Annotated in this window: 16 protein-coding genes; 8 read left to right on the top strand and 8 right to left on the bottom strand. The window is 66.9% G+C overall.

Annotation, left to right across the window (positions count from 1 at the left end; genetic code table 11):
* Positions 1-4 precede the first annotated feature (4 nt).
* The 4 genes from hutU to hutI all read right to left on the bottom strand — a co-directional run bounded on the left by hutU (position 5) and on the right by hutI (position 5,279).
* On the bottom strand, positions 5-1,672 hold the full coding sequence (hutU, locus tag AC3WN8_RS04875) for a urocanate hydratase (protein ID WP_492668265.1): 1,668 nt from the start codon (positions 1,670-1,672) through the stop codon (positions 5-7).
* Positions 1,669-2,472, bottom strand: coding sequence for an N-formylglutamate deformylase (hutG, locus tag AC3WN8_RS04870; RefSeq protein ID WP_492668264.1), 804 nt, complete (start codon positions 2,470-2,472; stop codon positions 1,669-1,671). Before hutG ends, hutU begins: the two co-directional genes overlap by 4 nt.
* 96 nt (positions 2,473-2,568) lie before the next feature.
* The gene (gene hutH, locus AC3WN8_RS04865) at positions 2,569-4,077 is read right to left on the bottom strand and encodes a histidine ammonia-lyase (protein ID WP_492668263.1); all 1,509 of its coding nucleotides are present in this window, start codon (positions 4,075-4,077) and stop codon (positions 2,569-2,571) included.
* Positions 4,071-5,279, bottom strand: a complete 1,209-nt coding sequence (hutI, locus tag AC3WN8_RS04860) for an imidazolonepropionase (protein ID WP_492668430.1) — start codon at positions 5,277-5,279, stop codon at positions 4,071-4,073. Before hutI ends, hutH begins: the two co-directional genes overlap by 7 nt.
* Before the next feature lie 52 nt (positions 5,280-5,331).
* Here hutI and AC3WN8_RS04855 point away from each other — a divergent pair, with 52 nt between their 5' ends.
* Complete coding sequence (locus AC3WN8_RS04855; protein WP_492668262.1) at positions 5,332-6,681, top strand: formimidoylglutamate deiminase; 1,350 nt, start codon at positions 5,332-5,334, stop codon at positions 6,679-6,681.
* Positions 6,678-7,370 (top strand): histidine utilization transcriptional repressor HutC, encoded by a 693-nt coding sequence (hutC, locus tag AC3WN8_RS04850; protein WP_492668261.1) that lies wholly within the window; start codon positions 6,678-6,680, stop codon positions 7,368-7,370. Before AC3WN8_RS04855 ends, hutC begins: the two co-directional genes overlap by 4 nt.
* A 24-nt stretch (positions 7,371-7,394) precedes the next feature.
* Here hutC and AC3WN8_RS04845 read toward each other — a convergent pair whose 3' ends face one another.
* The gene (locus AC3WN8_RS04845) at positions 7,395-8,156 is read right to left on the bottom strand and encodes a thioesterase family protein (RefSeq protein WP_492668260.1); all 762 of its coding nucleotides are present in this window, start codon (positions 8,154-8,156) and stop codon (positions 7,395-7,397) included.
* Between the two features lie 164 nt (positions 8,157-8,320).
* Positions 8,321-8,626 carry a glycine zipper 2TM domain-containing protein gene (locus AC3WN8_RS04840; RefSeq protein WP_492668259.1) on the bottom strand — a complete coding sequence of 102 codons (306 nt, stop codon included), beginning with the start codon at positions 8,624-8,626 and terminating at the stop codon, positions 8,321-8,323.
* A gap of 126 nt (positions 8,627-8,752) precedes the next feature.
* Between AC3WN8_RS04840 and AC3WN8_RS04835 the strand changes: the two genes are divergently transcribed.
* Together AC3WN8_RS04835 and AC3WN8_RS04830 are read left to right on the top strand one after the other, a co-directional pair.
* The gene (locus AC3WN8_RS04835) at positions 8,753-9,187 is read left to right on the top strand and encodes a cupin domain-containing protein (RefSeq protein ID WP_492668258.1); all 435 of its coding nucleotides are present in this window, start codon (positions 8,753-8,755) and stop codon (positions 9,185-9,187) included.
* A gap of 59 nt (positions 9,188-9,246) precedes the next feature.
* Positions 9,247-9,642 carry a cupredoxin domain-containing protein gene (locus AC3WN8_RS04830; RefSeq protein ID WP_492668257.1) on the top strand — a complete coding sequence of 132 codons (396 nt, stop codon included), beginning with the start codon at positions 9,247-9,249 and terminating at the stop codon, positions 9,640-9,642.
* 1,103 nt (positions 9,643-10,745) lie between these two features.
* Here the strand turns inward: AC3WN8_RS04830 and AC3WN8_RS04825 are convergent.
* Positions 10,746-11,993: a UbiH/UbiF/VisC/COQ6 family ubiquinone biosynthesis hydroxylase gene (locus AC3WN8_RS04825; protein ID WP_492668256.1), complete on the bottom strand. Its 1,248-nt coding sequence runs from the start codon at positions 11,991-11,993 to the stop codon at positions 10,746-10,748.
* A 263-nt stretch (positions 11,994-12,256) separates the two neighbouring features.
* Here AC3WN8_RS04825 and AC3WN8_RS04820 point away from each other — a divergent pair, with 263 nt between their 5' ends.
* The 4 genes from AC3WN8_RS04820 (at position 12,257) to ribA (ending at position 17,490) form a co-directional block, all read left to right on the top strand.
* Entirely contained in the window at positions 12,257-14,578 is a 2,322-nt protein-coding gene (locus tag AC3WN8_RS04820) for an FtsK/SpoIIIE family DNA translocase (protein WP_492668255.1), read from the top strand.
* A 103-nt stretch (positions 14,579-14,681) separates the two neighbouring features.
* Positions 14,682-15,311, top strand: coding sequence for a LolA family protein (locus AC3WN8_RS04815; protein WP_492668254.1), 630 nt, complete (start codon positions 14,682-14,684; stop codon positions 15,309-15,311).
* A 329-nt stretch (positions 15,312-15,640) separates the two neighbouring features.
* On the top strand, positions 15,641-16,435 hold the full coding sequence (locus AC3WN8_RS04810; RefSeq protein ID WP_492668253.1) for an exodeoxyribonuclease III: 795 nt from the start codon (positions 15,641-15,643) through the stop codon (positions 16,433-16,435).
* Positions 16,432-17,490, top strand: coding sequence for a GTP cyclohydrolase II (gene ribA, locus AC3WN8_RS04805; RefSeq protein WP_492668252.1), 1,059 nt, complete (start codon positions 16,432-16,434; stop codon positions 17,488-17,490). The genes AC3WN8_RS04810 and ribA overlap by 4 nt, the downstream gene beginning before the upstream one ends.
* Positions 17,491-17,504: 14 nt before the next feature.
* Here ribA and AC3WN8_RS04800 read toward each other — a convergent pair whose 3' ends face one another.
* Positions 17,505-21,635 carry a hypothetical protein gene (locus tag AC3WN8_RS04800; RefSeq protein WP_492668251.1) on the bottom strand — a complete coding sequence of 1,377 codons (4,131 nt, stop codon included), beginning with the start codon at positions 21,633-21,635 and terminating at the stop codon, positions 17,505-17,507.

Genomic DNA, 21,635 nt, shown 5'->3' with positions numbered 1-21,635 from the left:
CAGATCAGCCCAGGATTCCCGGCAAGTCGAGCTCATGCTCGCGCGCGCAATCGAGCGCGATGTCGTAGCCGGCATCGGCATGGCGCATCACGCCCGTCGCCGGGTCGTTCCACAGCACGCGTGCGAGCCGGCGGTCGGCATCCTCCGATCCGTCGCAGGTGATCACCATGCCTGAATGCTGGGAATAGCCCATGCCGACGCCGCCGCCATGATGCAGCGATACCCAGGTCGCGCCGCTCGCGGTGTTGAGCAGCGCATTGAGCAACGGCCAGTCCGACACGGCATCGGATCCGTCGCGCATCGCTTCGGTCTCGCGATTGGGGCTGGCGACCGACCCTGAATCGAGATGGTCGCGCCCGATCACGATCGGTGCCTTGAGCTCGCCCGTCCGCACCATTTCGTTGAAGGCCAGCCCGAGCCGGTGGCGGTCACCGAGCCCCACCCAGCAAATCCGCGCCGGCAGTCCCTGGAACTGGATGCGCTCGCGCGCCATGTCGAGCCAGCGGTGGAGATGCGCATTGTCGGGCAGCAGCTCCTTCACCTTGGCGTCGGTGCGGTAGATGTCCTCGGGATCGCCCGACAGCGCCGCCCAGCGGAACGGTCCGACGCCGCGGCAGAAGAGCGGGCGGATATAGGCGGGCACGAAACCGGGAAAGTCGAAGGCGTTGGCGACGCCCTGGTCCTTGGCGACCTGGCGGATATTGTTGCCGTAATCGACCGTGGCGACGCCGGCCGCCTGGAAATCGAGCATCGCCTGGACGTGCACGGCCATCGACGCGCTGGCGGCTTCGGTCACGGCCTGGGGATCGCGCTCGCGCGTCTCGAACCAGCGATCGAGCGTCCAGCCGGCGGGCAGATAGCCGTTGACCGGATCATGGGCGGAGGTCTGGTCGGTCAGCATGTCGGGCCGCACGCCGCGACGGTAGAGTTCGGGCAGGATCTCCGCCGCATTGCCGAGCAGGCCGACCGAGATTGCGCGCTTCTCCGCGCACGCCTGTTCGATCAAGGCCAGCGCCTCCTCGATCGTGTTCGCGGCATGGTCGAGATATCGTGTCTTCAGCCGCATCTCGATCCGGCTCGGCTGGCATTCGATCGCGAGGCATGACGCGCCCGCCATCACTGCGGCCAGCGGTTGCGCGCCGCCCATGCCGCCGAGCCCGGCGGTCAGCAGCCAGCGACCCGACAGGTCGCCGCCGAAATGCTGGCGGCCCATTTCGACGAAGGTCTCATAGGTGCCCTGAACGATGCCCTGCGATCCGATATAGATCCACGAACCCGCGGTCATCTGGCCGTACATCGCCAGGCCCTTGCGATCGAGCGCGTTGAAATGCTCCCAATTCGCCCAGGCGGGCACCAGATTCGAATTGGCGATCAGCACGCGCGGCGCATCGGCATGGGTGCGGAACACGCCGACGGGCTTGCCCGACTGGACGAGCAATGTCTCGTCATCCTCCAGCCGCTTCAGCGTCTCGACGATCCGGTCGAAGCTTTCCCAGTCGCGCGCGGCGCGGCCGATGCCGCCATAGACCACCAGCTCGTGCGGATTCTCGGCCACTTCGGCATCGAGATTGTTCATCAGCATGCGCAGCGGGGCTTCGGTAAGCCAGCTTTTCGCATTGAGCGTGGTGCCGCGCGGGGCGGCGATCGAACGGCTATTGTCGAGACGGGTCATTGGTCTTCCCTGGCAAAGTCGAAACATGAAGTGAGAATGGTGCGGAGCGTGGCCTGAAGCGGCGCGGCGACATGCGGGTCCCAGAGCGGCGGCCAACGCCCAAGTTCATCGAGATAGCCGCGCATCGCGAGTTCCATCTGGATCGCATGGACGCCCTGTGCCGGATCGCCGTAATGGCGCGTGATCCAGCCGCCACGAAAGCGGCCATTGGTGACGCGGCTCATCCCGCTGGCATCGCATGCCGCTTCGACCGCCGCAGCGAGTGCGCCGTCGCAGGTCGCGCCGCCATCGGTGCCGATGTTGAACTGGGGCAGTTCGCCGTCGAACAGGCGGGGGACACGGCTGCGGATCGAATGCGCGTCGTACAGGACGATGCGCGAGTGACTGGCGCGCAGCCGCGCGATCTCGGTGGAAAGCGCTGCGTGATAGGGATCGAAATAGGCCTGACGGCGGCGCGCGATCTCGGCCGTGTCGGGCGCGTGGCCGTCGCGGTAGAGCGGCTCTCCGTCGAAAGTCTCGGCCGGGCACAAGCCGGTGGTCGCCTGACCCGGATAGAGCGATGCGCCGGACGGATCGCGGTTCACATCGATCGCGGTGCGCGACACATGGGTGTGGATGATCGTCGCGCCGAGCGCGGCGGCGAAGCCGTAAAGCCGGTCGACATAAAAATCGGCGTCGCGCACGCCGAGCTGCGCAGAGAGGAGACCGGCGGCGACATCGTCGGGTATCCACGTGCCGGCATGCGGCACGCTGACGATCAGCGGCGCCGTGCCGCGTTCGATGGTGAGCCAGCTATCCATTGCACAGCTGCCGTTTGTCCCGAGCGAAGTCGAGGGACGCTCGCGCGATGTTCAACGTCCCTCGACTTCGCTCGGGACAAACGGAGGTAGTGGAGGTCATTCCGAAACCTCGGGCAGTCCAGTCAATGCCGCCACTTCCCCACCCGTCACCAGCGCGGTCGCCGCCAGCATGTCCGGGTGGAAATGACGATCCTCGTCGAGCGTCGGCACCTGTGCCCGCAGCAATGTACGTGCCGATTCGAGCGTGGCGCTCGATGCCAGCGGCCTGTGGAAATCGCAGCCCTGCGCGGCCGCGAGATATTCGATGCCGAGAATGTTCGCCAGATTCTCCGCCATCGCCATCAGCCGGCGCGCGCCATGCGCGGCCATCGAGACATGATCTTCCTGATTGGCGGAGGTCGGGATCGAATCGACGCTTGCCGGATAGGCGCGTTGCTTGTTCTCCGAAACGAGCGCCGCGGCGGTCACCTGCGGGATCATGAAGCCGGAATTGAGGCCGGGGTGTGGTGTCAGGAACGCGGGCAGCCCCGACAGCGCCGGATCGACCAGCATCGCGATGCGCCGTTCGGCGATCGATCCGATCTCGCACAGCGCCAGCGCGACCATGTCGGCGGCGAAGGCGACGGGTTCGGCGTGGAAATTGCCGCCCGACAGCGCCTCGTCGGTCTCGGCGAAGATCAGCGGATTGTCGGAGACGCCATTGGCTTCGGTGCCCAATGTCACCGCCGCCTGACGCAACAGGTCGAGCACCGCGCCCATCACCTGGGGCTGGCAGCGCAGGCAATAGGGATCCTGCACCCGCTCGTCGCCTATGGCATGGCTGGCGCGGATCGCGGAACCCGCCATCAGCGTGCGAAGCGACGCCGCGGTCTCGATCTGGCCCTTGTGCCGGCGCAGCGTGTGGATGCGCGGATCGAACGGCGTGTCCGATCCCTTGGCCGCTTCGGTCGACAGCGCGCCGGTCACCAGCGCGGTCTGGAACAGCCGCTCCGCCTCGAACAGCCCGGCCAGCGCATAGGCGCACGAGAATTGCGTGCCGTTGAGCAGCGCCAGCCCTTCCTTGGGGCCGAGCGTCAGCGGCGCGAGGCCGGCATCGGCCAGTGCCTGCGCGGCCGGCTTGTCGCCGATCCGGCCGACGCCGATCATCGCCGCGGCAAGATGGGCGAGCGGGGCGAGGTCGCCCGATGCGCCGACCGATCCCTGGGCGGGAATGACGGGAATCAGATCCTTGGCCAGCATCGCTTCGAGCAAGGCGATCGTCGCCGGACGTACGCCCGATGCGCCCTGGGCAAGGCTCGCCAGCTTCAATGCCATCATCAGCCGCGCGACCGGCACGGGCATCGGCGCGCCGACGCCGGCGGCGTGGCTGAGCACGATGTTGCGCTGGAGCGTTTCGAGATCGGCGTCGCCGATCTTCACGCTGGCAAGCTTGCCGAAACCGGTATTGATCCCATAGACCGGCTCGTGCCGCGCCAGGATGCGTTCGACGGCGGCGGCGCTCGCCGCGATCTTCGCATGCGCACTGTCGTCGAGCACGGGCGAGGCGCCGCGATAGATGGCACGCCAATCGGAAAGTGGAACTTGGCCGGGAACAACGGTCAGCATGATTTGCCTTTTCTCACGCGGTCATGAAGGGGATTGAAGCCGATGCGGTAGATCAGCTCGGCCGGGCGCTCGATGTCCCAGATTGCGAGATCGCAGGACTTGCCGGGCTCGAGCGTGCCGATTTCCGCCTGCAGCCCGAGCGCGCGCGCGCCCTCGCGGGTGACGCCCGCCAGGCATTCGTCGACGGTCAGGCGGAACAGGGTCGCAGCCATGTTCATAGCCAGCAGCAGCGAGGTCATCGGCGAAGTGCCGGGGTTGCAGTCGGTCGCGATCGCCATCGGCACGCCCGCTTCGCGCAGGCTGACAATCGGCGGCAGCCGGGTTTCGCGCGTGAAATAATAGGCGCCGGGCAGCAGCACCGCGACCGTGCCCGCCTCCGCCATCGCGGCGATGCCCGCGGTGTCGAGATGTTCGAGATGATCGGCCGACAATGCGCCGAAACCTGCCGCGAGCGCGGCGCCATGGCTGTTCGACAATTGCTCGGCATGGAGCTTGACCGGCAGGTCGTGGTCGCGCGCCGCCGTAAACACGCGCTCGACCTGTTCGGGGGTGAAGCCGATCGTCTCGCAGAATGCGTCGACCGCGTCGGCCAGCCCCTGCGCGGCGATTGCCGGGATCATCTCGTCGGTGACATGATCGATATAGCCGTCGGCATCGCCCGCATATTCGGGGGGCAATGCGTGGGCGCCGAGGAATGTGGTGACGACGCGGACATCGCGCAGCCTGCCGAGCGCGCGCGCGGCGTGGAGCATGTCGAGTTCGGCATCGAGCGAGAGGCCGTAGCCCGACTTGATCTCGATCGTGGTCAGCCCTTCGGCGATCAGCGCGTCGAGCCGGGGGAGTGACTGGGCGACCAGGCCGTCCTCGCCGGCCGCGCGCGTCGCGGCCATCGTCGAGACGATCCCGCCGCCGCTGCGCGCAATCTCTTCATAAGAGGCACCGGCCAGCCGGCGCTCGAATTCATGCGCGCGGTCGCCGCCATGGACGAGATGGGTGTGGCAATCGATCAGGCCCGGCGTGATCCAGCGACCCTGGCAATCGATCGTCTCGGTCGCGTCGATCGCCACCACGGGACCGGCATGGACGATGAGTCCGTCGCGGCACGCGACCATGCCCGATTCGACGACGCCCAATGCGCCGCCGGCGTCCGACGACGCCATCGTCGCCAGCCGGGCATTGGTCCAGACACGGTCCGCTTGAATCACCATGCGCTTAAACTTGATCAATCCGATGAATATGTCTAGTCATATTCGCATGACGACACTCTGGCTTGAATCCGCACTGCTTCCCACCGGCTGGACCGACGGCGTTCGCGTCGCGATCGCCGGGGGTGTGATCGAACATGTCGGGCGCGCCGATCCGCAGCCAGGCGACGAGCGCTACGCGATCGGCATTCCCGGCCTGTGCAACGTGCACAGCCACGGATTCCAGCGCGGCATGGCGGGCCTGTCGGAACATCGCGGCACGGCCGGCGCGGACGACGATTTCTGGAGCTGGCGCGAAGTGATGTACCGGTTTCTCGACCGGCTTTCCCCCGACGATGTCGAGGCGATCACCGCGCTGGCCTTTGCCGAGATGCTGGAGGGTGGATATACTCGCGTCGGCGAGTTCCACTATCTTCACAATGATCCCGCGGGCGGGCGTTACGCCGATCCCGCCGAAATGGCGGCGCGCATCGTCGCCGCGTCGGATACGACGGGCATCGGCCTGACCTTGCTGCCGGTCTTCTACGCGCACAGCGATTTCGGCGGACTGCCGCCCAAGCACGGCCAGCGGCGCTTTATCAACGATCTCGACGGTTTTGCCGCTTTGCTCGATGCCTCGGCCGGGCTGCTGAGCGGCGACGCGCGGCTCGGCATTGCGCCGCACAGCCTGCGTGCGGTGACCGGTGAGGAACTGGCGGCATTGCTCGCGATGCGGCCGACCGGACCTGTCCATATCCATGCCGCCGAGCAGGTCGGCGAAGTGCAGGCGAGCATCGCCTTCTCCGGCGCACGGCCGGTCGAATGGCTGCTCGACAATGTCGGGCTCGATGCGCGCTGGTGCCTCGTCCATGCCACGCATCTGAACGAGGCGGAGGTCGATCGGTTGGCGGCGAGCGGCGCGGTGGCGGGGTTGTGCCCGGTCACCGAGGCCAATCTCGGCGACGGCATCTTTCCCGCTCTGCGCTATCTCGCCGCCGGCGGGCGGATCGGCACAGGCACCGATTCGAACATCATGATCGCCGCGGCCGACGAGCTTCGTGCGCTCGAATACAGCCAACGCCTCGCCCATCGCGGCCGCAACATGCTCGCCGGGGACGACCGCTCGACCGCGCGGCGGCTGTTCGATGCGACGCTCGACGGTGGCGCCCGGGCGCTTGGCGTGACGGGCGGGATCGTCGCGGGCGCGTCCGCCGACATCGTGTCGCTCGATGCGAATCATCTCTCGCTCGCCGAACGGACCGGCGACGCGCTGCTCGACGGATGGATCTTTGCCGGCCGGACCGGTGCGATCGACTGTGTGTGGCGCGCGGGCCGCAAAATGGTCGCAAATGGTCGTCATGTCGCCGCCGACGCGATCGCTGCGCGTTACCGGAAGACTTTGGCACGGATCCTTGCATGACGCTGGACGAACGGATCAGGGGCGATATCGAGGACCGGATCCGATCGGGCGCATTGAAGCCGGGCGACCGGATTCCCTTCGAACATGAACTCGTTGCCGATTATGGCTGTGCGCGCGCGACGGTCAGCAAGGCACTGACCGCGCTCAGCCGCGCCGGCCTGATCGAGCGCCGCCGGCGGGCGGGGTCATTCGTCGCGCATCCGCATATCCAGTCGCCGGTGCTCGACGTGCCCGATATCGGTCAGGTGATCGCGGCGCGGGGCGACGCCTATCATTTCACGCTGGCCGGGCGGCGCGTACGCCGGCGGCAGGCGGCCGATCCGCTCGACGGTGCCGGTCAGGTGATCCTGCTCGATGGCGTGCACCATGCCGCAGGGGAGCCGTTCGGCCATGAGTCGCGGCTGATCGCGCTCGACGCGGTGCCCGATGCGCGCGACATCGATTTTTCGGTGGTCGCGCCGGGATCCTGGCTGCTCGATCATGTCGCATGGAGCGATGCGCGCCATCGGATCGCAGCGGTTCCCGCCGAACCGCAGATCGCGCGCATGCTGGGCATCGCGCCAGGCACGGCCTGCCTCCAGCTCGAGCGCTGGACCTGGCGGATGGGGACCGCGATCACCTGGGTACGGCAGACATTTCCCGGCGATCGCTACGATCTGGTCGCGGAATTCACGCCGCAGAGCCGCTGAACGGACGGGCCGTAAAAGAGCCGGTCAGACGAACAGCGCGATGCTTTGCATGCCGCTCGCGATCGGCACGCCATCGGCGTTCCAGATCGCCATGACCTGGCTGGAGCAACCGTTGCGCGCATAATCCGCGACCGATCGCATCAGCCACCAGCCATCGCGCGTCTCGGGCGCCGGGGTCAGCAGGTTGACGAGCCAGGTCATCGAACTGATCGGCCCCGTCTGCGTCGCGAGTGCCAAAGCGGCGGGCGGCAGGGCGTCGCCGACCGTGGCGATCTCGGTCATGGGGTCGATACCGTCGCGATCCTTGAGCCGCACCCACCGCGTCCAGTCCGCCCCGATCCGCGGCATCTCGATCACGTCGAAATTGTGGATGAAGCTCGGAGCGCTGACGGGCAATATGGATGGCGTCGCCGGTGCGGGCAGCGGCCCCGGCGCGGAAAGCGCGACATGATCGATATGCGATGGCTGGTCGTGCATGAAGACGAAGATCGCCGTGAGCCCCAGTCCGGCCTCGCTCGTCACATCGGCGCGGACGAACGCCGCGGTGCGGCCGCGGCGCAGCAATGTCACGCTTGCCGTCACCCGGCCGGCAAGGGGCCCGACGAATGAGACCTGAGCCGTTCTGAGCGGGGGCAGGTCGGGTGCCACGCGTTGGGCAGCCTGTAGCGCGAGCGCGTGCGACAGGCCGCCATAGGCGGTGCGCCCCTGCATCCAGCCCGGAGGAATCTCGAAGCACAGCCCGCCGGGCGTTTCGGTGGCGGCGTTCAATATGGCAGCAAGCGACATGGCACTGCGTTAAAGCGGTCCGCGATGCGATGGAATTGCCGACGGCGCACGATGGCGCCGCGCACGCAATTTCTGGACGATCGGCAGCGCGATGCTCCATGCGGCCCGAGCCAAAAAAATGGCGCGCCGAAGCGCGCCATTTCTTCAACGATGTGTGCCGAGTTTCAGCGGCAGCGGCGCTTGCTGTCGATTTCCTTGCCGATCAGCGCGCCAGCGGCGGCGCCCAGGATCGTGCCGGTGGCGCGGTCGCCGCGCGTATCGATCGCGCGGCCGGCCAGCGCACCGCCGACGCCGCCGACGATCAGGCCGGTCGTGCCGTTGGACTTGCGGCAATACATACGACCGTCGCGACCGCGCCATTCGCGATAGCTGCTATGACGCTTCTTTGCCGACGCGCCGTCGGTCGGGACGACGAAGCTGGCGGGTATCGCAAGCGAGGCGGCACCAATGGCGAGCATGAGAGTACGCATGACTATTTCCCTTTGATTTAGATCAATGACGCGTTGACAACGTGGGGAGTATCGCGCCGGTTGCATGAACCTCATACAACAATGCAACCTGTTGAATCGCAATGTTTCTTTTTTTGGGATGGCGACATGGAAGACGTCGCACGACGCATCATCGATCGCCTCGGACTGGAGCCCCATCCCGAAGGCGGATGGTTTCGGGAGACCTGGCGCGCCGACGCGGCGGCCGGTGCCCGCGCGGCCGGCACCGCGATCCATTTCCTGCTCGAACATGGCCAGCGTTCGCATTGGCACCGGGTGGACGCGACCGAGATCTGGCTGTGGCATGCCGGCCATCCGCTCACGCTCTCGATCGCGGAAAGCGACACCGGCCCCGTGCGCGGCATCCGGCTGGGTGGCGATGTGCTGAACGGCGAAAACCCGCAGGGAATCGTGCCGGCGCATGCATGGCAGGCCGCGGAGGCCATGGACGGCTGGGCATTGGTGAGCTGCACGGTGACACCGGGTTTCGAATTTGCGGGTTTCGCGCTCGCGGCGCCGGACTGGGCGCCGGGGCGGCACTGATCGCTTCATCGCCGGTACAGGCGCATTGGCGCTGAATGGCGCGCGCAAGGAGACATGCCATGCGTCCGATCTGCGCCTTCGTTCTCGCTGCTTTTCTCACGCCCACTCTTCTCACGTCCACGCCGATCTTCGCCCAGGCTCCGGCACGGACCGAGATCATTCTCGCCGATTTCAGCTTCACGCCGGCATCGCTGCATCTGAAGGCGGGGCAGCCAGTGACGCTCCATTTCGTGAATCGCGGCTCGGGCGGGCATAATTTCGCCGCACCCGAATTCTTCGCCGGGGCGCGGATCGATCCCGCGAGCATGGCCGCCGTGAAGCGCGGCAAGGTCGAACTCGCCAAGGGGGCCAGCGCCGACGTGACGCTGGTACCGACCAGGGGCCGTTACCCTGCGCACTGTTCGCATCTGTTGCACAGCGGCTTCGGAATGAAGGGCGATGTCGTCGTCGATTAGAGGCGTACTTTTTTCCCCGATTTCCCCGTTATCCACAGCCAGAAGGGGCTTTGCGCGACTCGGCATTCCATGAAAGCTTGTGTCTGCGGACGAGAGAGATCGGACGGCGACGGACGAAGCCTCCTCACCCGCAAGGCCACTGTGGATGCCGATTTTCCTTCGGGAATTGGGGCTGGAAACGGCGGTTCGGCGACGGACCAAGCGTCGGGATGCAAGCGCGAAAGTGCATGCGGAACGCGATTTGAGGATGGAGCCATCGGTGGTCTCCGCTTTCGGGTGGGGGCGCCAAACCGCCGAAGCGCGGGCGGCTGGCCCTTCGGGTCGTGCACGTCGGGTTCGGCAGCGTGGGGGCTGGCAGCGATGCTGGCCCCCATTTCGCATGCGCACGATCCGCAATCCTGAAAATTTCGAATCGCCGGGTGCTTGCACCTTACGAAAGATGCGCTAATCGCGCCGGGTCGGCGCACGACTCGGGCTGGTGCTTGGCCATCTGAAATGCCGCCGCACTTATCCCCGTTTTCCCCGTTATCCACAGGCTTGGAAGCCGATTTTCCGCTTGGTGCGACTCGGTTTTCATGACAGCTTTGTGACGTGGAAGAGAGAGTTCCGCGGGAAACCAAAGAAGCCTCGATCAACCACAAGCCGCTGTGAAAGCACAGGATTTTCTTCGGAAAGTGGCTGAGTGGAAGCAGATGGTAGGCGCCGGAAGCGGTGTAAACGAGCCGAAACGCAAGTGGAGGCGGCGCGACACCCCAAGAAGGAGCCGGTGAACGACCTGGAGGTTTCGGCTGAAGGGTGGAAAGCACCGACGCCTGAGCGAGAATGGATTGCCGCAAGGTTGAGACGTTCGCAAAGCTCGGCGCAGTGGGGGTTGGCAGCAATGCCAGCCCCCATTTTCGTTTGGGATGTGTGTGCTGTGTTGGCATTGCCTCGGAGGCGGACAGGAAACGCGATTTCCGCCGAACCGTTCGGGCTGAGCTTGTCGAAGCCCTGTCCTTGTTCGGCACTGGCGCAAAAGAAAAGCAGGGGTTGGCCTGCGGCCGACTTCGTCCCGGCAGGCCTAGTCCGAACGGTGCTGTTTGAGCCTTGAGGGCGACCAGTCGCTAAACCATCATCCCCTGAAGCAGCTTCGGCAGATCGCCCGATTCGCCGCGCGCCTCGGCCATGAAGCGTGCCTTGAGCGGCGGTATCCGCTGCACCGCGCCCAGCCCGAAGCGGCGGATCGCCGAAGCCGTGCGCCCCTTCAGCCCGAACAGCCGGGTCAATCCGTCGGTGGAGGCTGCGACCATGAAGGTATCGAGGCTGCGCCAGCGCTCATAGCGCGCAAGGATCTGCGCATCGCCCAGGTCGAGCCCTAGTCGCGCGCCCGCGACGATCACTTCGGCCAGTGCCGCGGCGTCGCGGAAACCGAGATTGAGCCCCTGGCCGGCGATCGGGTGGATGCCGTGCGCCGCATCGCCGACCAGTGCGAGCCGATCGCTCGTGATATGCGCGGCATGGTGGAAGCCGAGCGGGTAGCTCGATCGCGGTGCCGCGGGTGAAAGCCGGCCGAGCAGACCGCCCATCTGTTTCTCCGCCTCGGCCAGGAAAGCGCGATCGGACAATTTGAGCATGCCCGCCGCATCCTTGCGCGCGACCGACCAGACGATCGCCGATCGTCCCAGTCCCGGCGTCGCCGACAGCATCGGCAGCAGCGCGAACGGGCCGGACGGATAGAAGATCTCATAGGCGACATTGCCGTGCGGCTTTTCGTGATCGAAGGCGGAGACGATCGCGACATGATCATATTGCCAGCGCGCGACATTGATCCCGGCCGCCTCGCGCATCGGCGAGTTGCGCCCTTCCGCCGCGACCAGCAGCGGCGCGGTGAGAACCCGCCCATCCTCCAGCACCACGGTCACGCCGTGCGGGCCGCGCTCGACATCGGCCGCGCGGGCGGGGGCGCACAATGTCACGCCGGCGGCGTCCGCGGCGCATTGGTGGAGCGCGCGGCGCAGCCCGCGATTCTCGAACATGATGCCGAGCGGGTCGTCATGCTCGCCCGGCACGAAATCGAGCCCACCGGGCGCCAGGCCGTCGGCCACGCGGATTTCGAGGATTGGACAGCCCTGTCCCTCCAGTTTGGCACCGACCCCGATCGCTTCGAGCATGCGCCAGCTGGCGCTCGACACCGCCGAAGCACGGCCGTCAAAGCCCGGGGCGAGCTGGGCCGACGGGTCGAGCGGATCGATCACCGTGCAGCGCAGGCCATGCGCGTCGAGCGCGATCGCGAGCGTCAGGCCGACCAGTCCGCCGCCGAGGATGATGACGTCGCTGGGAATGGGGCTGCGAAGGGGGGCGCTATTGTCCATATACCCCTCCTAGACCAAGATCACTTCAGATTGAATCAATCTGAAGTGTGAATCTTGGTCTCAACCATATGATAGAGCCTGATTCACGCCATCGGCGGAAGCGCAGAGCGCTTCCACCTCAAGCGATCAGGCTCTAGCGTGTCGCCCGATCGCGCAAAAGCCCGCTGAAGAGTCCGCTAAAATGCGCGACTCTTGACGCAGACTCCCGCAAAAAGGCATTGTACCGTTGCGGGACGATACCGTTCCGCAGCGTAGGGGGTGGCATGGCGAGCCGAAGCGGAATCAAGACCGTGCCGATCTGGCGGGAGTCGATGAAGCGGGGTGCCGTGCGCAGCGGTGCGCTGGCCGGTGCGGTGGCGCTCGTCCTTCTGGCATTGCTGCTCGTGCTTGCGCTGGCCAGCTACCGGCCCAGCGATCCTTCGATGATGACTGCTGCGGGCGGGCCCGCGCGCAATCTGGTGGGCGGCATCGGCGCCTGGACTTCGGACTTGCTGCTCTGGATCTTCGGCCCGGCGATCATACTCGCCATACCGCTGCCGGTGATCTTCGCGACGCGGCTGTGGCGCGGCGTCCCCGCTGGGCATTGGCGGTCGATGCTGCTGCGCGCCGTGCTCGGCATCGTGCTTGCGGCCATCGCGCTCGCGCTTTTCCGCGCCGATGCGGTCCCCTATCTGCCGGGCAGTTTCGGCGGCGCGCTGGGCCTTGCCGGCGCCAATGCGACCGAATGGGCGCTCGGTTTCATCCCCGACGAAACCGCACAGGGCTGGACGCGCTTCGCCGCCGGGCTGGCCTTCGCGCTGGCCGGCATCGTCATCTGGGCACGCAGCCTGGGCCTTGACGACGAGGAGCGCGCCTGGCTGTTCCGCCGCCGCGATCCCGAAGAAGGCGACCAAAGCGACGAGCTCGAGCGCGAAGTCCTGATCCGCGAACCCGCGCGCAAACCCGAGCCGCGCAAGGTGCAGACCGCGGAGGAGCGCCGCCCGCCGATCATCTCACTGCCCGGCAAGCGTCCCGAGCCCGAACCCGAAAAGAAGCCGCAGGCGCCGGTCCAGGCGTCGTTCGACCTGCGCGATCGCTACAAGCTGCCCAGCGGCGACCTGCTCGTTCCGGCACCGCCCTCCACGGGGATCGTGCTCGACAAGGCGGCGCTCGAACGCAATGCGCGGTTACTGGAGACCGTGCTCGACGATTTCCACGTCAAGGGTCAGATCGTCGAGGTTCGCCCCGGCCCGGTCGTCACCATGTACGAACTGGAGCCCGCGGCCGGCATCAAGGCGAGCCGCGTCGTCCAGCTTGCCGACGATATCGCGCGCAACATGTCGGCGCTGTCGGCACGCGTCGCGACGATTCCCGGCCGCAACGTGATCGGCATCGAGCTGCCCAACAAGAATCGCGAATCGGTCTCGCTCCACGAACTGATCACCTCGCCCAGCTTCCAGGATCAGACAGCGCAGCTCTCGCTGATCCTCGGCAAGAACATCGCGGGCGATCCGGTCGTCGCCGATCTTGCGCCGATGCCGCATCTGCTGGTCGCGGGCACCACCGGCTCGGGTAAGTCGGTCGGCCTCAACTGCATGATCCTGTCGCTGCTCTACCGGCTGAGCCCGGATCAGTGCCGGATGATCATGATCGATCCCAAGCATCTGGAATTGTCGACATATGAGGGGATTCCGCATCTGCTGTCCCCCGTCGTCACCGATCCGGCCAAGGCGGTGCGCGCGCTCAAATGGGCGGTCGAGCAGATGGAGGAACGCTATCGGATGATGGCGTCGGTCGGCGTACGCGGCCTTGCCGGCTTCAACGACAAGGTGCGCACCGCCCGGTCCAAGGGCCAGCGGCTCGGCCGCCGCGTCCAGACCGGCTATGATTCGGAAACCGGCCAGCCGATCTACGAGGAAGAACAGCTCGACTATCAGCCGCTGCCGCAGATCGTCGTCATCGTCGACGAGCTGGCCGATCTGATGATCACCGCGGGCAAGGAAGTCGAATTCCTCATCCAGCGGCTGGCGCAGAAGGCGCGCGCCGCCGGCATCCACCTGATCATGGCGACGCAGCGCCCGTCGGTCGACGTCATCACCGGCGTGATCAAGGCCAATCTGCCGACGCGGATCAGCTTTGCCGTCACCTCCAAGATCGATTCGCGCACCATCCTGGGCGAACAGGGCGCCGAACAGCTGCTCGGCAAGGGCGACATGCTCTATATGCCCGGCGGCAAGCAGATCGCGCGTGTCCACGGTCCCTTCGTTTCCGACGAGGAAGTGATGCGCGTCGCCGATCACTGGCGCGCGCAGGGGGCGCCCGAGTATATTCAGGCGGTTACCGAGGAGCCGGAGGATGGCGGCTATGCGCTCGATGGCGCGCCGACCGGTGACGACAGCCCGGAAGACCAGGAATATCGCAAGGCCGTCCAGCTCGTCGCCGAAAGCCAGAAGGCATCGACGAGCTGGCTGCAGCGCCAGCTTCGCATCGGCTACAACCGCGCCGCGCGCCATGTCGAGCGGATGGAGAAGGAAAGCCTCGTCTCCCGCCCCGACCATGTCGGTCGCCGCGACGTGCTCATGGATACCGACGGGCGTCCACTCTGAGGTCCGCCCGGAGGTTTTACCCACCAGGTACGGAACTTAGCGGGTTCACGCCGCATTCAAGGCGGGTTCGGCACTGCAGGCCGGTATCAATCAGGAGTTTGTGATGTTTCGCCGCCGCCTTGCCTTCGCCCTAGTTGCCGCCCCGCTCGGAATCGCCGCGTTCGTGGCGCCCGCCGTCGTCGCGGCCCCCGGCGATCTCGACAAGGTCTCCGCGCATCTCCAGGCGGTGGAAAGCATGACCGCCGGCTTCGTCCAGACCGACCGCGCGGGCAAGGCGGTCACCGGCCAGCTCACCATGAAGCGGCCGGGCAAGGTGCGTTTCCAATATCAGAAGGGCGTACCGCTGCTGATCGTCGGCGATGGCAAGTCGCTGACCATGATCGACTATCAGGTCCGCCAGGTGCAGCGCTGGCCGGTCGGCAATTCCCCGCTCGGCGTGCTGCTCAATCCCAAAAAGGATATCGCCAGCATCGCCAAGGTCGTGCCGACCGCCGATGACCGTATCGTGCTGGTCGAGGCGCGCGACCCCAAGCGCCCCGAATTCGGCACGCTGACGCTCGCATTCGCGCGCAATGCCGCGGCGCCCGGCGGGCTGATGCTGCAGGGCTGGGTGGCGCTGGATTCGCAGAACAACCGGACATCGGTGCGGCTCAGCGATCAGCGCTTCAACGTGCCCGTGTCCGACAGTGCGTTCAAATGGAGCGATCCGCGGCGCCCGCTCGGTCGACCCTGAACGAAATCATTCATGCTGGCGACAGGTACGCCGCGCTATTCATGATGCTGCGGATGAGGGCAAACCCGATCAGGATTTCCCCCCTGTTGCCTGATTGGCGGTCCTCATCCAGCCTCGCGTGACGAACGCCAGGTCGGCCCCTGCTCCACGCCCCCGGAGCGGGGGCCTTTGGCTTTTTTGGAGGGGCCTCAATTGCCGGGCGCGCGCATCCGCGCGCTTGGCTTTCCTCGCATAAGCTTGGGCGGCCGTTCGGCCTTGCGGTCCTCTCGGACCGGATAGTGCTTCGGAGCCCTTGCGGGGCCGATGGCGCGGGGGCTACAGCGCAGGCGATGACCGACACTCTCAAGATCGCATCCTGGAACATCAACTCCGTCCGTTTCAGGATGGAGATCGTCGAGCGCTTCCTGAAGGAGGAGGCGCCCGATGTGCTTTGCCTTCAGGAAACCAAGACCGTCGACGAGACTTTCCCCGCCGATGCCTTTCGCCGCCTGGGCTATTCGTACCAGATGCTCAACGGCCAGCGCATGCATCATGGTGTCGCGATTATCAGCCGCGTGCCGATGGTCGAGGACAACCGACTCGACTGGCAGGCCAATGGCGAGGCGCGCCATGTCGGTGTCCGGCTGGAAAACGGCATGCGGCTCGAAAACGTCTATGTGCCCGCGGGCGGCGACATTCCCGATCCCACCGTCAATCCGAAATTCGGTCAGAAGCTCGATTTCCTCGAACGGATGATCGCCTGGTCCGATGCGCTGTCGGTACCGACGCTGCTGGTCGGCGATTTCAACGTCGCCCCGCTCGAATGCGACGTATGGAGTCACAAGCAGCTGCTCGACGTCGTCAGCCACACCCCGATCGAGGTCGAGACGCTCGGCCGGCTCCAGGCGGCGAACGACTGGGTCGATCTCGGCCGGCAATTCGTGCCGCCGCCCGAACGGCTCTATACCTGGTGGAGCTACCGCGCGAAGGATTGGCTGGCGTCGGATCGCGGCCGCCGGCTCGATCATATGTGGGCGTCGAAGGACGTCGCCGCGCTGGCGGTCGACCACAAAGTCCACGAATCCTGCCGCAGCTGGCTCAAGCCGTCGGACCATGTTCCGCTCGTCACGGAGTTCCGCCTTTGAGCGATCCGCGCGCCGCGGCTCGCGCCATCGACGCACTGAAGCGTGGATGGCCGATCGCGATCGGCGGCGCGGCCGGCACATTGCACCTGCTCGCGATCGAGACCGCCGATGCGACGCGGCTGACGGCGTTCGACCCCGGTGAAGACGCTGATATCCTGATCTCCGCGACACGCGCCGCGACGCTCAAGCTCGCCAACCAGCTTGCCGCCGCCGATCCGTCCCGTCCGGTGCGCGTGGCGCGTGCGCCGTGGATCGACCTGGCCGGCGCCGTCGCGCTCGCCGATCCCGCCTTCGATCTCGCGACACCGCTCAAGGGGCCGTATCGCGCGGTGCCGGTCGCCATCGAGGATGCCGCGTCGGCGGCGCTCGAACTGGCGCGGCTCGCCGGGCTGCTGCCGGCGTTCTTCGTCGCGGCTGCCGGTGCGCCCGAAGTGACGATCGTGCCCGCCGATATCGCTGCTTATGACGATTCGGGCGCGTTGATGATCGCGGCGCGCGCGCGATTGCCCGTCGAGGTGTCGGAGAACGCGGAGATCGTCGCCTTTCGCAGCCGTGACGACGCCACCGAGCATGTCGCGCTGATCCTGGGCGAACCCGATGGCACGCCGCCGCTGGTGCGGCTGCACAGCGAATGCCTGACCGGCGATGTGCTGGGATCGCTCAAATGCGATTGCGGACCGCAGCTCCACGCCGCGCTCCACGCCATCGCTGCGGGCTGGGGCATATTGCTGTATCTGCGCCAGGAAGGGCGCGGCATCGGCCTGATCAACAAGCTGCGCGCCTACAGCCTCCAGGATCAGGGATATGACACGGTCGACGCCAATCTCCGCCTCGGCTTCGCGATCGACGCGCGCGATTTCGGCGTGGCGGCGCGGATGCTGGCGCTGATCGGCCAGACGCGCATCCGCCTGCTCACCAACAATCCCGAAAAGGTCGCGCAGCTCGCCGCGCATGGCGTCGATGTCGTCGAGCGCGTGCCCCACAGCCTGCCGTCCAACCCGCACAATGCGAAATATCTCGATACCAAGCGCGACCGCACCGGGCACCAGCTATAGGGTCGTAAGGACGGTCAGATCGGGAAGATGTCCGCATAGACCATGCGCCGCGCAAATCTGCGGCCGGTGCGCGAATCGTCCGACAGATCCGTGTCGTCGGTGCGGAACCATTCATATTCGCGCAGCGCGAGCCTGACACCGGCGGGAAGCGATGCCGGAAGCGTCATTTCACCTTCCCACAGGCCGGGCGTTGCCGGTTCCTGCACGATCAGCATGCGTGTCGTCTCGATCGGCGTCCAGGATAGCGGGTCCGACGGATTGGCGCCGGCCGCGCATTGCTCGATCACCGCCTCGACCTCGTTCAGGCCGTTGCTGGTGGTCGCTTGCGGAAGGAACGTGTCACTCGCTTCCGATGCGCGATGGGTTGGGCCGTCGACATGGATCTTCAGCACCGCCCCGGCCAGGTCGATCTTCGCATGGCGGGTGGGTGGAACCTGGATGAAGGCGCTCTGGTGCACTGCCGAGAGTTCGGCGTCCTTGACCGATCTGGGCTGGAAACGGGCGAGCGCCAGCCGGACGAAGGGCCAATAGGCATCGCCGCAATCGATGCGGATATCGGCATGCCACAGCTTTCGCGTCGCATCGAAACGGACTTCATGGCCGGCGACGGACACGGTCGCGGCATGTGCGGACAGCGAGAGTCCCGCACCGGTTTCGATCGCCTGCGGAAAGCTCGTCGGGGTGGCGCGAGCGGGCGTGGGCGCACCGCGCCAGATCGGATCGGCACCCCAGACGGTGACGAGTTTGGCGAGAGGGTCTTCCGGAGAGGGGAAGGCGACATTGTCCTGGAACACCACGCCCAGCAACTCGCCATCGCCCGACGAATACCAGGGTCGGTCGAGATAGATGCGCAGGCCGCCGCCCTGTCGGGTCCGTTCGGTCATGCCGGCGGTTCCGGGCGGCGTATCCCATTCGAAGACGGGAATGGCGTAGAGAAAGGCCGGAGGCGCCGGGCGAGCCGAATTGAGGACATCGACGTCGAATGCGGGGCCGGCCAGGGTGGTGGCGTCGGGCGTATTGGACGCGGGCGGGAAATATTCGCGGAACCGTGTGACCGCGCGCGGCGTGTACGACACGCGATGATAGCGGGTGTCGTGGAATTCGTGGATCAGCGCCGCGCCCGTCGTGCCGTCGAGCAACGGCACGGGCAGGGCGTCCTCGCCGACGATCGCCTCACCGATCTCGGCGGCGGAGGTGCGAAGACCGGGGCCGGGCTCGGCTGGATCGTCGACGGGATCCTCCCATGACGCGGAAAGCTGCAGGCGGGCGGAACTGGGATTGTCGGCGCTGGCCGAACCGGTGATCCGGACAAAGCTCTCGCCCAGGGCCTTGGCGGGATCGAGCGTCGTGATCTGCGGCGGCGCCAGCGGCTTCTGCACCGCATGGACTAGCGTCAGGTCGCGCCATGGCAGATGCGCCCAATGGCGGCCGGCGACGATGTCGGCCTTGACCGTGAGCAGGTTCGCCGGCCCCTGCCTTTCGGTCCATTCCCACACACCGCTTGTGTCGAGATCGGCCGCGTCGATGCGGCTGTTGATCCGCACGACCGCGCGCTGGGCGGGTGCGAGCTCGACGGTGAGCACGCCGCTGCCGGCGCCGACCAGTGGCTGCCATGAAGGTGCCGCGGGCATGGTGCCGACCGGGATCGCTTTCAATTCGACACGGAAGGGTTTGAGGTCGGGCCAGGTCCCGTCGAACGTGATGCTCTCGACCGCATCCACCGCCGCGGCGCCGGGCAGGCCGGTCAGCGCGACGCCCTTTGCCTGCGGATCGGGCAGGTAACCGACGGTGACGAAGGGCGCGGTCTGGATCCAGGGATCGCTGTCCGCCGGCGTCGCCGGGATCACGCCGGGTGTGCCGTCGATCGCCGGGCGCGACTGGATGGCATCGTCGCGCACGCTGGCGGATTCGCGGGCGGAAAGCGCATGGCTTGCCGCCGAGCCGTCGAGCCCGATACCGTCGAGCTTGCCGTGCAGCTCGGCCATGAGCTGTGCGGTCTTGGGCGGTGCGACATGCCGCGCGGTGAGATTCCCCATGCCGCCGATCGCGGGGGTGCGGACGACCAGGCGCTCAAGCGATTCGCCCTCCACCGGCGCCTCGCGCAGCATCAGGATCGGCGGCGCGACCGGCTCGTAGCGCCTTGCGGTGAACGGGTCGGTCGGCGCCGGCCCGTCGTCGGCGAAGTCGGGCGCGCCGGGCTGGGTCACGCTGTTGCCGGCAAGATCGGCGACGCGCGCGCGCAGCCGATATTGCCGGCCGAAGCGCAACCGCGGCAGGCTGCCGGGTTTCGCGAGGAAATTGGTCTCGATGCGGAAGGGCGTCACCGCTTCGTTGCCCGGATCGGCATGGCTGTCATCGGGCAGGATCGCTTTGCCCGGGCGCGGTGCGGCCAGGCTCCAGCCCGACCAGGTGAACATCGTCTCGCCCGTCCGCAGGCTTTTGGGCGCGGCGGGATCGCGCGGCTCGGTCGCGGCGAACTGGACGAAACCCTCGTCCCCGGCAGTCTCGACGGCGGGGGCGGGCTCGGCATCTAGGAAATCATAGCGTCCGATGCGGTCGCACAGCGAGTGCCAGAGCGCGGTCTTCACATCGAAAATGTCGATGCGATAGCCGCGCACCAGATCCTCGGCATAGAGTTCGTCGGTGGGTGGCGGCGCCGCCGCGGCGCCCATCGCCGGTGAGGTTTCCGGCGAATTGTCGAGCGCGATCAGGAAGCGGTTGATCGCGCAGGAGCGCTCGAATTGCTGGGCGAGCCCGGGCACGACATCGTTGCGCACCAGCGATATGCCCGTCGTCCGCAGTGCCGGCAGGCCGCCTTCGCCCGGCAATCCGGCGGGGCGATCGGCGGCGTCGGCGAAACGCAGCATATGGGTGGCGGCGTTGCGCAGCTTGGTCGCGTCACCGGGCACGTCGTTCTGGATGATGCGGAAACGCGCGCCATCGTCGACGCGCAGGAAACCGTCGACGATCTCCGGATCCGCCGGACGCGGCGCAGCGGTGAACCGCGTGCCCGATGCCGTGAAATGGGTACGCGGGAAAGCGAGCGTGGTGCCTGCCGCCCAGGCCGGGCCGTTCGCGACGAGCTGGATCGTGCCGGTGGCGGGCAGGACGGTGCCGGCCGGCAGGACCAGATCGAAGACCAGCCCGAGCCGGCGCAGCATCACCGGATAGTCGCCGAGCGCCGCGACCGCCTGGTGGAAATCCCAGCTTTCGGCGAGCGTGGCGGCGTCGGGCAGTGGCGGTTCGGTGCCGGGGTGCGGACGCAGAAAGGCGTCGAGTGCTTCGAAGGCGGCGTGACGAACCTGCTGTGCCGGGGTGAGGGGCGGCGGCAGATAGCTTTTGGCCGGCGGCGGTGGAGCCGGCGGCGCCGGTGCCGTCACTTCGGCGCTGAAGGACGGGGTCGCTATCGGTTGCGCGCTCGGCGCATCGGGGGCGGTGGGCGCAGCACCGCCCTGGGCCCATGGCTTGAACTTGAAACCGAACAGCGCGAGCAGCCAGCGCAGCAGCAGGATCGGCCAGGCCAGGCATCCGCAACCGGGCGCCGGATCGGAATCGGGATCGGGCGCGGGCGGTTCCGGTCCTTCTTCGGGTGCCTCGGTGACGGGCGGCGCATCCGGAAACGGGATCGCGGCGATTTCGGGCTCGACCCATTCGGGGTCGGGTTCGGGAAAGGAGGGGCGGGCGATCGCGGCGATATCCGGATCGGCGGCGAGTACGCCCAGGCCGGGCCGATCGCGTCCTGCTCCATAAGCGGGATCGGCCGAGGCCCGGCCGTAAAGGTCCGACAGCAGGTCATGGACCGTCCAGGATGGAAAGCTCTCGATCGCGATCCCGCGATAATCCTCGAACAGGAACGGCCTGACCCGCGTGTCGGCGGCGAACAGCGCGCGCCACAGCGTTGGCTTCAGCCAGTCGGTCTCGATATCGAGCGCTACCGGCGCCGCGCCTTCGATCCGCGCGCTCCAGCCGATCGCCGCCACCCGATCGGGCCAGTCGATCAGGTCGGGATAATCGGACAGCAGGCGCTGTTCGATCGCCGGATCGTCCGACCAGAGCCGGGGGGCGATGAATACCGAAAGGCGGGCCCGGCCGGTCGCGTCGAGCCCGTTGGGGAGTGCAGTGAGCACGAAGGTCTGTTTTTCCAT

This window comes from Sphingobium sp. FW305-3-2-15-F-TSA7 (genome assembly GCF_058787155.1).
This window is presented reverse-complemented; position numbering and strand designations above follow the sequence as displayed.